This is a genomic window from Nesterenkonia sandarakina, assembly GCF_003003175.1.
GTDB classification, from domain to species: Bacteria; Actinomycetota; Actinomycetes; order Actinomycetales; family Micrococcaceae; genus Nesterenkonia; species Nesterenkonia sandarakina_A.
In genome coordinates, this window is the sequence record NZ_PVTY01000055.1 from 1 (window position 1) to 1,312 (window position 1,312).

The 1,312-nt window shown below is 61.2% G+C and carries 2 protein-coding genes; both read right to left on the minus strand.

Annotated features, from left to right (window positions below):
- Positions 1 to 219 precede the first annotated feature (219 nt).
- On the minus strand, positions 220 to 420 hold the full coding sequence (locus BCL67_RS15120; protein ID WP_106124220.1) for a hypothetical protein: 201 nt from the start codon (positions 418 to 420) through the stop codon (positions 220 to 222).
- A 91-nt stretch (positions 421 to 511) separates the two neighbouring features.
- A partial coding sequence (locus tag BCL67_RS15125; protein ID WP_146131226.1) for an AAA family ATPase occupies positions 512 to 1,312 on the minus strand: 801 nt, incomplete at its 5' end.

A 1,312-nucleotide genomic window follows, 5' to 3' on the forward strand; every position in this document is an offset into this window, starting at 1 on the left:
GGCGCGGAAGGCAGCACGAAACGCCGTGTTGTTGCGTGGTCTCTGGGGCGTTTGGGCGCGCGGTGCTACAGTGGGAAGCACAAAAGGTGCCTCCCGTATACGGGAGTCATCGGTTCGATCTCCTCAGGGGATTGGATTCAGAACCGTCCGGTCGGCAAACTAGAGCGGTTCTGAAAAGTCTTGGGGAAGCGCTCACCGGTTAGGTGGGCGCTTCTTCGTTTATGCGGTCAAAGGAAGCGGCTCCTGGTTTCTCTCGAGACTGTCGAGGTCCACCCGGTTGAGCCGTTCGATGATCAGCTCCCTGACGAAGTCATTTTTGGATTCGCCAGTGAGGGACAGGTACCTGTCCAGCTTCTCAAAGTAGGGCTGTTCAATACGCGCGCTCACTTGGGTCCGTTGACCCTTGCTGATCTGCGGCATTTTCTCCTCCTTTAACCGTGCTCCTCAGTCAATCCCATGAGCGCCGCAGATCAGTGAAACTGTTTCAGCGTGTCGGGACTTTTCTTTTTCTCTACAACCCCCTCGCGACGGCCGCAGCAGCGCGCAGCCATGCCCGCTGTGTGGAGCCCCGCAGCGCGTCATAGTGCAGCACCCCATCGACCATTGCCGGGTCATAGGGGATCGAGACCGCTTCGCGAGCAAGTTTGCTGAACCCGCTGCGGACCTCGGCCGCTTGCGTGGGCTTCGCGGAATCATTGGATTCCGAGACGATCACCACGGCCTCATCGGCCAGTGCCGCGGATCGCTCGTCACGGTCTGCGAGAGCTTCCAGCAGCAGGGCGCCAGCCTCGGCGTGCTCGTCCTTGGTCGTAGTGGCCACCACGAGCTGATCGGAAAGGTCGATCATGCGCTTCCACAGCGGATCGGACTCGTCGTTACCGGAGTCGATGAAGATCAACCGGTAGAACTTGCTGGTGACCTGATGAATGGCGTCCACATCGCCGGCATCGACGCGCTGCGCATCGGCCAAGGCGACCGGCTTTGAGCGCAGCACGTCGTAGCGGTCAGTGGTCTGGTGATGCACGAAGTGCGCCAGATCCGCCGACTGGGCTCCGGTGGAGAGAAGATCAGTGGCCTTCGGCAGCAGATCCAGAATGGTCGCATCATGCGGACCTTGTTCGGTGCGCCACCCTAAAGTGCCGCGCGTCTGGTTGTTGTCGTAGGCCAGCACCCCGCCGCCGCCGTAGCGTGCGAACACTGCTGAGAGCAGGATCGTTGTCGGGGTCTTCGAGGCTCCGCCCTTGCCGTTGACAATGGCGATAGTGCGGGGCCCGGGCCAGTGCTGAGAGACCGCCTGACGGTCGATCCGCTG